General features: G+C 56.6%; 9 protein-coding genes. 2 read left to right on the top strand and 7 right to left on the bottom strand.

Annotated features, from left to right (window positions below; genetic code table 11):
- Nucleotides 1-120: 120 nt before the first annotated feature.
- Both ACERI1_RS18635 and ACERI1_RS18630 read right to left on the bottom strand, forming a co-directional pair.
- Nucleotides 121-1,329, bottom strand: a complete 1,209-nt coding sequence (locus tag ACERI1_RS18635) for a CBS domain-containing protein (protein ID WP_373619975.1) — start codon at nucleotides 1,327-1,329, stop codon at nucleotides 121-123.
- 125 nt (nucleotides 1,330-1,454) lie between these two features.
- Entirely contained in the window at nucleotides 1,455-2,606 is a 1,152-nt protein-coding gene (locus tag ACERI1_RS18630) for an AI-2E family transporter (RefSeq protein ID WP_373619974.1), read from the bottom strand.
- A 211-nt stretch (nucleotides 2,607-2,817) separates the two neighbouring features.
- Between ACERI1_RS18630 and ACERI1_RS18625 the strand changes: the two genes are divergently transcribed.
- A complete protein-coding gene (locus ACERI1_RS18625) occupies nucleotides 2,818-3,231 on the top strand; it encodes an EamA family transporter (protein WP_373619973.1) in 414 nt (137 codons plus the stop codon).
- A gap of 865 nt (nucleotides 3,232-4,096) precedes the next feature.
- On the opposite strand, the gene ACERI1_RS18620 is transcribed toward ACERI1_RS18625, so the two are convergent.
- Nucleotides 4,097-4,993, bottom strand: a complete 897-nt coding sequence (locus ACERI1_RS18620; RefSeq protein ID WP_373619972.1) for a DNA-binding protein — start codon at nucleotides 4,991-4,993, stop codon at nucleotides 4,097-4,099.
- A 1,117-nt stretch (nucleotides 4,994-6,110) separates the two neighbouring features.
- Between ACERI1_RS18620 and ACERI1_RS18615 the strand changes: the two genes are divergently transcribed.
- A complete protein-coding gene (locus tag ACERI1_RS18615) occupies nucleotides 6,111-6,248 on the top strand; it encodes a hypothetical protein (protein ID WP_373619971.1) in 138 nt (45 codons plus the stop codon).
- Between the two features lie 200 nt (nucleotides 6,249-6,448).
- Here the strand turns inward: ACERI1_RS18615 and ACERI1_RS18610 are convergent, their stop codons facing one another.
- The 4 genes from ACERI1_RS18610 to ACERI1_RS18595 all read right to left on the bottom strand — a co-directional run bounded on the left by ACERI1_RS18610 (nucleotide 6,449) and on the right by ACERI1_RS18595 (nucleotide 9,139).
- Complete coding sequence (locus ACERI1_RS18610; protein ID WP_373619976.1) at nucleotides 6,449-6,895, bottom strand: peptidylprolyl isomerase; 447 nt, start codon at nucleotides 6,893-6,895, stop codon at nucleotides 6,449-6,451.
- Between the two features lie 797 nt (nucleotides 6,896-7,692).
- Nucleotides 7,693-7,965, bottom strand: a complete 273-nt coding sequence (locus ACERI1_RS18605) for a PadR family transcriptional regulator (protein ID WP_373619970.1) — start codon at nucleotides 7,963-7,965, stop codon at nucleotides 7,693-7,695.
- A 186-nt stretch (nucleotides 7,966-8,151) separates the two neighbouring features.
- Nucleotides 8,152-8,445, bottom strand: coding sequence for a PadR family transcriptional regulator (locus tag ACERI1_RS18600; RefSeq protein WP_373619969.1), 294 nt, complete (start codon nucleotides 8,443-8,445; stop codon nucleotides 8,152-8,154).
- A 181-nt stretch (nucleotides 8,446-8,626) separates the two neighbouring features.
- Nucleotides 8,627-9,139 carry a hypothetical protein gene (locus ACERI1_RS18595; RefSeq protein ID WP_373619968.1) on the bottom strand — a complete coding sequence of 171 codons (513 nt, stop codon included), beginning with the start codon at nucleotides 9,137-9,139 and terminating at the stop codon, nucleotides 8,627-8,629.
- Between the last annotated feature and the right edge of the window lie 102 nt (nucleotides 9,140-9,241).

Genomic DNA, 9,241 nt, shown 5'->3' with positions numbered 1-9,241 from the left:
GGCGTAAACGCCGGGATTCTCTCCTTGAAGAAAGATAGCAAAAGATCCAGGCTCGCTTTGACAGTTAGTGAGCATACCGGCTAGAAACGGGTACTCGTCTGTTTGTAGACATTGATCCGATCACCCGCCAAGCCACCAGCCATAGAGTTGTGCCTGCTCGTCAGTGTCGGGATGCTTCTTCGAGTGGCCGTAGGTCTTCCCCTTGAGGAGTTGGCGTTCGACAGCGTTCGCTGCGAGACGGAGGGCGTGGGAGGCACCGTATCCCTCCCCATCGGCAGTGAAGTAGCCACGGTCGGTTACCAGTCGAATCCGTGCGAGTACCAGCGGCACACCCCGGCTCTGTTCCTTGTGCTCCTGTAGTTCGATGCTGGCCTTGATCACGCTCATCTCGCCGTACTTCGAGGTCATGCGCTCGATCAGCGCGGAGACGTCGTCGTGGTCCATCCCCTCCAGTAAGTCGAGTCCGAACACCTGCACGGCGTTCCGATCGTCGCGCTCCCAGGTGAGCGCCTCGATGACGTCCGTTTTCGTGATGATACCGATCGGCTCGTCGGTGTCGTCGGCCGTGACGACGAGCGAGGAGATCTCCCGCTCGAACATCGTCTCGACGACCCCGTCGAGCGGTGCGCTCCGCTCGACCGTCGTGACTGCATCGGACATCAGGTTCCGTACCGGGAGATCGAGCATCCGGTCGGCATCGCCCTCGCGCGCGCCGAACCCACCACGGTTCTGCCCACCACCGCCGCGGCCACCGAAGCCGCTCGACGAACCGCCCTGGCTCTTGCTGCCGCCTCGCGTCGTGAACTCGATGACGTCGTACAGACTCAGCATACCCACGAGGTCGTCCCCATCGACGACCGGAAGATGGGCGATGCCGGCTTCTCGGAGCATATTGAGCGCTTTCCCGATCGTGGTTTCGGGCGTCGCACTGACCAACTCCGCCGTGTAGGCGTCGTCGACGGTCGCCGCGTCAAGAAACGGACGGACGGCCTCGAGGACCGCATCGCCGGTCACCACGCCGACGACACGGTCGTCGTCGAGTACGGGGAGCGTTTTGGCGTCGCTGCCGATCATGAGCCGCGCGACCTCGCGGACATCCTCGGTGCGTTCGACAGTCGGGACGTGCTGTGCCTGTGAGCCGACCTTCGCCGAGGGCTGGTTGGACGAAGACGCCAGCTGTCGACGGCTAACGACACCGCGATACTCGTCGCCGTCCGTCACGACGACGGCATCGAGTTCCTGGTTCTCGAACGCCCCGGCGACCTTCGAGAGCGGTGTGCCGATGTCGAACTCCGTGAACTTCGTCGAAAGGATCTCGGAGATATCCATGGTGTAACTCTCTACTAGAAGGGGCGCTGGACGGTTATGCCTGTCCCACCCCTGTTCTTGCAGCCGGAGAGATATCGAGAGCTGATTTTTCAAGTGGTGAAAATGGATGACGGAGACGGTTGCAATTAGTCGGCGATCGGTTGCGCGTTCTCCCGAGCGAATAGGTCGAGTATGATTTTCGCTCCCCCAAGGACCACGGGCCCGATGAACAGGCCAATCGCTCCAAACACGACGAGTCCCCCGAAAATGCCCACCACGATGGTTGCCGCATTGATCGCCCCGCTCCGCCCGATGATTACTGGCCGAAGGTAGATGTCGGAGACGCTAATTATCGAACCATACACCAGTATCGCGCTCGCTGCCACGGGCCGTCCAACCAGAAGAAGATAGATCGAAACTGGCACCCAGACACCGAACGTGCCGATTAGCGGGAGCAGCGTGAGGATGAAGGTCGCGACGGTCAGGAAGACGACCCCGGACATACCAACGAGTGCTAGTCCGATCCCTAACAGCACGGCTTGGATGCCCGCGACAGCGACGTTACCCACGACGGAGGCCCACATGAGGTGGTCGAGCTCTACGAACAGTTCTCGCTGTACACGATCGTCGACGGGGACGACCGATTCCAGCCACGCGACGAACCGGTCGCCGTCGCGTAACAGTGCAAAGAGGACGAAACCTGTCACGGTGAGCCCAATCAGCACACCCGGGAGGCCGCCGATGACGGAGAGTGTGCCAGTAGCGAGTCGCTGCGCGGTCTGCGTGATAGGATCCTGATAGGTCGCGTACAACAGGTCGAGGTCGACGACGAATCCGATGGTTTCGAATCGGTCCTCGATACGGCCCGGTCTGAACGCTCCCTCCTGGATTGCGGTGAGGAGTGCCAGGCCCTGCTGAAAAGCGATAGCGAGGACGTATACGACCGGAATGAAAAATACGACTATCGACATCGCGATGGTGGCGACCGCTGCCGTCGCCGAGCTCAGCCATTGCTCGAGTCTCCGTTGTACGGGTGTGAGAACGTATGCGAGCACGATCGCGAGCAAGACGTATTGCAAGTATGTGAAGACGAGCAGTACGGCGAGCGCCGTGCTTACCACTGCGAAGATCGTTAGTGCATTCCTGTGCGAAGACTGCTGTGGCGGCTCGCTCTTCTTAGCCATATACTCCTTTAGACGGAAAGCCTTATGATTTCGGTGCCCGTGTCCTCGCGATTCTTCACGTAAGGGGGGCAGGCCGATTTCTCGATGACGGGTCTGAGATTTCCGGATGGACATGCCCAGATTTGAAATACTGGGCTGTGTTGAAATCCTCAAGCGATGATAGGTTTCAGCGACCGTGCTGCATACAGTAGACTGACTGAACGCTGGCACCGAATTCAGTTATCGTTCGGTCGGTAGGGTTTTATTTTGCGGCCTCCAGATATTCATGTGAACATATGACTCACTGGCAAGGACGAGTAATATTTAATCTGGAGGGGGCGGGTCCGTGAGCTACGTGTTATGGGCGCTGCTGGCGATGGCCTGTTATTCGTTCGCGTTCCTGTTTATGAAAATCGCAATGCAAGACCTGCCGACATTCACTGTCATGCCGATTGCGGTCGGCACACTGGCCGTGGGAGCGACAACTGTGGCGGCCTTGTTTGGTGAGTGGTCAGTTCCGTCGGTGACGACCCGGCCCGTCGGGTTCGCACTCGCAGCAGGACTCTGTCTCGCTGGTGCTGTCGTCGGCTATTTCCGCGCTCTTTCGACTGGCCCCGTCAGCGTCGTCGTGCCGATCTTCGGGATGTTCCTCGTTGGTGGAGCACTCCTCGGCATCGTCGTATTGGGAGAGGCAGTCACGGCGAAGAAGGCCCTCGGTATCGCGCTCGGCGCTGCCGGCGTCGTCCTCCTTGCGACGTAATGACCTGAGTCTACGCACTGTGGCCTGAGCGAGTCCTGAAATAACAAACCGAAAATACCGTCTGGGAACTTGAACAAGGTCGGACAGACGATCTCGAGTTAGCAGTAGTACAGAAGAGATACTGAACATAGTCTGCTGTCTCACCCAAACCTCACCTCCGATGGGTTAGGACGGGACTTTTTGTCTGGCGTTCATCCTGCTGTTCAGCCAATAGTCTGAGATGAGGTCTTCTCTCGTCAAAACGGCGACCTTTTGTTACGAAACAATCGTCTTGGTCCCACTCGATGAATTCATACTCTACCAATTTCGGAAGGTGGATGTGGTGCATACTGACCGAGTACTCATCCACTTCTGTAATCGTTCGAGAACTGGATAGATGTCTCTGAAGTAGGTTCTCGTCCGCCTCTGCAACCTCCCGGGAAATGCCAGACGGTTTTGGGACGTGTTGGGGGCTGGAGAGTGATTTTACCAGTAATTGTCGTCGGTGGCTGGCTGCCAATGCGTCAAATACATCATCATAATTGACTATCCTATATCCCTTGGCTTCAGCTATGAACCCACATAACGTTAAATACGCATTATTTTCACGATCCGTTGCTGTTTTGATTAACTGAGTGATTAAGTGTGCCCCGTTCAGTTCGCACGCACAGTTACCGAATCGAGATGTACCGTTTCCGCATCCGACTCTGAATAAAGAAACTATATTACTAACTATTATGTGCCAGCAACGTCATAAAATAAACTCATACTCTGGCGAAAGCCCGGCAGCGAAACGGCCATCGGCCGTGAGCAGCCCGGACCGTGGAGGTGGTGGGAGGTGGCGGTGACTGCGTTTACACCAGCAAAAAAAGAGGCTCCGCCCCGGCTATTCCCACCAGCGGCCGAGCTCGGGGAAGTGGATCGTCGTCCAGCCAGTCACGGCCAGTGAAACACGGCCTTCGTGCCAGTTCCGGGCAGCCTTGTGAATCCGCACCTGCTCGCCTTCCTCGATCCACGGCGCGTCTGATGACTTCCAGATCGTCACGCGTGTCTGGCCACTGTCGTCTGCGATGAGACCAACCTGTGCGATGCTTGGATGCGAGGGATCCCACAGGGTTTCAACACGCCCTTCGATGCTCACCTCTTTTCGAGAGACCTCCTCGAGTTTTCCAATGGGAATGACGTGTCCGGGCGCCGTCTGCAGTTCCTCGAACACGTTGACGACCGCACTTGTCAGGTCTTGGCCACTGACAACGGCTTCACTCAATCGCCGGCTGATCGCCGCTCGAGACCAGCCATCCAACTGCTTCGCGAGTCGCATCGACTGCTTGTTCACAGCCGCCAACTGCTCTTGGGTGAGTTCTGTTCGGGGATCCGATTGCTCCGGGTCCGCCATTGGGTTCACGCTCGCCGCCCGTTTCTGGAACTCGAGACGCCGCGCTTTGTTCTGGTTCGCAGCGATCGTTCGTGTCCGCTTTGCACGACCGTCTTGTGTTCCTATCTCGGCTTGGGCACTGATCCGCTCAAGTTCGTCTTCTCGCGCTCGAATGCGCTCTTCCTGTTCGAGGGTCGCGCCATAGATCCGGTCATCATCTGTATCGACGATCCCGTCTGGGTGGTTCGCATCCACCTTTGCTTGGACCTCTTGCTCAACCGTTGCCTCGAATTCCGGCGTCTCGTCGACGACCGGAAAGCCATCTTCATCGACCGCCTGCTCGTCCGCCTGTTTGAGTGCCTGTTCATCGACCGTAACGACCTTGCTACTCGAGTTGTTACTAGACATTGGTACTCACCTGTACCGCTGAAGGCGCTCATGCGCCTACCACCGCGATGCTAGGACATCGCGGTTTTCCGACGACACCGACCGACTAGATCTATCTGCGCGCTCGCGCTCGCGCCTTCGTGAGCGCCCATCTGGGCGCGAGCGAGAGCGCGCCTGAATGAGGTAACCCAACCAGCACCGCGCGGCGTCCCGCCCGAAGCAAGCGGCCAGCTTTAAGCCGTTTCTCGTGTCCGGCCCGGACTGTGGGTCCGCGTCCAGCGCGACTGTCGTCGAGAACGCGCGCCGCAGTGTGGCGCGCGACAGCGCAGGCGGCACCAAGCGCTGGAACGCGAAAACCCGCGAGGGGCGCAACCGAAAACGCGCTTAATGCTGGCGTCGAGACCAGATTCACTGTAGCCCGGAACGGTGAGCGACGTCAGGAGCGAACCGCAGCCCGGAATGGTCGGTCGCGAGCGACGCGGAGGGCGGCACGCGGCGAGCGGGGCGGGCGGAATACCAAGAGCGGGCAACCAACGCAACAGCCGCCTAATCAGTCTACGTGGGCGGGTCTGAAAGGGGCTGGTATGCTCGAGGAACCCCGCCGACGCAAGCACTGCAACCTGTGAGGAGCGCAGCGAGGTCTTCGCGAGTAAAACGAGCGAAGGGCAGCGAGACGCGTGCGTCTCGCCAGGCGCGGGACTCGAGCGTGACAGGGGCTTTCATCCTATTATCGAAAGTGGTGATTGCAATTCACTCGCCGAGTGCTACTTCATCACCAGGGTGTCATAGAACAGTTCTCATACCCATCATTAGACACCTCGACAAATGGTAAGTACAGCTGAGCGATGTATCGCAATAGAGTCTGACCCATGATTCAACTGATAAAAAGCGTGCAACATCCAGAGGATGAAGTCAGCAGATAGGAGTTCCAATCACTCGGTCGGCTTAGCCTCCGTCACGGGTTAGTGGAGAATGCGTCAAGTGTGGAATTGAGATGGTGTCGTACCTGCAGGCCTGTGCGGAACCGGGCGAGTACGTCTGACTGATGGGTTGAGCATGCGAGTATAGCCAGCCCACCGCCCCCAACTGGGATGATCGGTTGTTGTGGCTTGTGCGGTGCATGGCGACAACTCGGACAGTGAACTCCGCCGGCCGGACGGTGGTTGAGAAGTTCGGCGCGATCTTCAGTAGCGAGGCCGCAGAGAGAACAGAACTCTTCGAGGTGGTTGTCACACCCGACGAGTGGAATAGTAAATTGGTCAAGGAGCAGGAATGAGATGCTTTCTCTTCCCGGTGACTGTAGAGCAGACTCACAAGCAGTGCATTGAATTGATTGATCCCTATTGGGAGAATCTACCGGTGACTGGAGAGTATTTCTCTTGTCCATAATCAAGGCACACTTCCGGTTGGTAGGCCAAGCCAGTAAGTTGCGGGAATGATGCTTATATCGCTCTGCTGGAAATGCCTCGCTCGAGGTCAGTTGACGTCGATGATTTCGACTTCGAACGTCAGCGTTTCGCCGGCGAGACGAGGGTTGAAATCCACTCGGACAACCTCCTCATCGACGTGGACAACCTCGCCTTGGCTGCCGTTCTGGGCCTCAAGATAGGAGCCCTCTTCAGGCGTCTGGCCGCCGAGCATCTCTCGGAGCTCCTCGGTTTCAAACTCCTGAATATTATCGTCGCTGGGCTCACCGTAGGCCTTCTCCGGCGGGATCGTCAGGGTTTCAGTCTCCCCAACCTCTAAGCCGATCAGTCCCTTCTCCATTCCCTCGATAACCTGCTCGTCACCGATATTAACCGTCAGCGGCGCGTACTCCCGGTCGGGCTGGGCCTCGGCGAGGCCCGTCTCCTTGGCGACGGATTTCCGGGAGGTATCGAACACTGTTTCATCGTCAAGTCGCCCTGTGTACTCAAGCGTCACAGAATCGCCAGTATCTATCGTCATACAAGTAGAAAGTGTGCCACACGGAAAGTCTATTGCATCAAGAGATAGCAGTCACGCTCGTTCTGAGTAGGGTCCACCTCTCCTAAGAGGCACGGCGTCACCGACGTGTCCGCGAGGTTGCCCTCGCGCTCGAGCGCAACAAGCGTCTCGCAGTGCGGAGAGTAGTCTATTTTAGTGACCTATCCGTATACCACGGCTGCGAACTTATTGCTACACTATTGCAGTGAGTGTCCATTTAGCGTTCTAAACTCGCCCGTGATATAGGATACTCGTCCAGAAGTGATATCTTTCTTACCTCCTTTAATTACCTAAGGAGATGTGTAGACAGAACTATCTTGCTTGCTCCCCTCCTTTAGGACATGAATCCTCATCTCTCTTACCACGACAGCGATAGTCCAGAAGATCAGAAATCGATGCTGTTCTGCTGGGAGTGTGACTATGCAGACTCTGTTGAGGGTAATTGGGTTCTCCAGACTCAAGATGACTATATCCAGTATGTGTGTCCACAGTGTGATACCGTTCTTACTGAACGTCCATGTTCGACAAGTACCCCTGTCTTTCGCAGACGCCCAGCTGAACACATGGTTACTGCGTGGCAACATTTATTCCAGGCATCGATAGAACTCTGGAACATGCCATTTGAGAGTGAGGTAGTCATGACTACTACGCCAACAGATTCCCTCAGTTGTGGCTGATATAACTTCTCAGTCTACATCTTATAATTACTGGTTTAAGGAAACAAAGGAATGATCAAGGGCGATTCCGCTCTCAATTCAGTCGACGTACTGGGATTCCCACTCACGGCGATCCTCAATCGCTTGTTCTCCCTCGTCTGTAATCGCGTAATAGTTCGTTCGCCTGTCGAGTTGTCCTTTCTCGACAAGGTTCTTATTCACAATCGTATCGAGATTGGGATACAGTCGCCCGTGGTTGATCTCTGAACTGTAGTACTGCTCGATCTCGTCTTTGACATCCTGTCCGGATGGCCTGTCAGCACCCGCGATTACGTACAGCAGGTCTCGTTGGAATCCTGTAAGGTCGTCCATGGGCCAGCCATTCAGGCGAGGTGATATTTGTTATTCCACACGTACGTAGATGTAAGCTGATTTAACTAGTCGATTCTTTATACTACTAGCTGACTCTTCTGTCTGCCACGACATCCAGAGACTGTGGTTGTGATAGAGTACTCGAGGGATCCGACTCAGTATGCACGCTCAGCGGCCGAGCCCGTCTCACTCCGAATTCGAGAGTAGCTCATCGACGTACTGGTCTTCCCACTTGCGACGGTCCTCAAGTTCGCGTTGACCACGCGCTGTGATCGTGTAGTAGTTCGTTCGTTTGTCGGCCTCGCCTTTCTCGACAAGCCCTTTGTCGACGACCTCGTCGAGATTCGGATACAGTCGTCCGTGGTGGACCTCGTTCTCGTAGTACTCCTCAAGTTCGTCTTTGATCGCGAGCCCATGTGGATCGCTCTGGCCAGCAATCACGTACAAGATGTCACGTTGGAACGCAGTGAGATCGTACATATCTGAATGTGAGTATATCGACTGATGAAAGTTCCGAGAGCAAGTGACACCTTAGAAATTTCTCGTATGTTGAAGATGTGGGACGACAAGACTGGCCCGCACATGGTCTGCGCCGAACAGGGGCCCAGGTACAGACGGGTTCTAGGCGGTGACTGAGATCCGATGGGCGACAGCGTCGGTGTCAGGGCTCCTCGAGCAATGACCGGGCACGTTGCACGTAGCTGTTTGCGTCCCAGCTGCGGGCACCGCTGATCTCGTCGAGAATAGCACGAGCATCGGCAGCTGACAGCTGTTCGGTGCGAACGAGTACTGAGAGCAGCGTCGGCGTTGTGACGAGCCGGGTATCGGCGAGCGAAGCGTGGACCAGGCCGAGTTGATTGAACCCATCACAGAGCAACAGTGTGGCGTCGAGGTCATTCGCGAGGGTGACAGCCGCGTTTTCGCCGTCATCAAGCGGAAATTCGGCGTCGAGATCGACTGATCGTGCCTCGAGCGTCTTAGTTCGGTCGAGGACGGTCGTTGCAGCCCGACCGTGTACGTCATCATACGAGGCAATCTCTCGGAGTTCCTCGATGACCACTGTTGGGACGATGACCTCGTAGCAGGACAGACAGAGCTCGAGTGGATCGGGGTCATCGTCAGCAACGACCCCGAGACTCACGAGGGCAGAGGCGTCAGCGACGAGCGTCGACATTTATGCGTCGGCGACCTCGTCGATGAAGTCCTCGTCCAGCTGCTGTTTCAACACTCGGAGATTCGCCGCCTCTTCGGCACCGACGAGCGCTTTGAGTTGCTT

The sequence above is a fragment of the Natrinema sp. HArc-T2 genome (genome assembly GCF_041821085.1).
GTDB lineage: Archaea > Halobacteriota > Halobacteria > Halobacteriales > Natrialbaceae > Natrinema.
The sequence above is the reverse complement of the archived record's forward strand: the minus strand, read 5'-3'. Positions and strand labels throughout refer to the sequence as shown.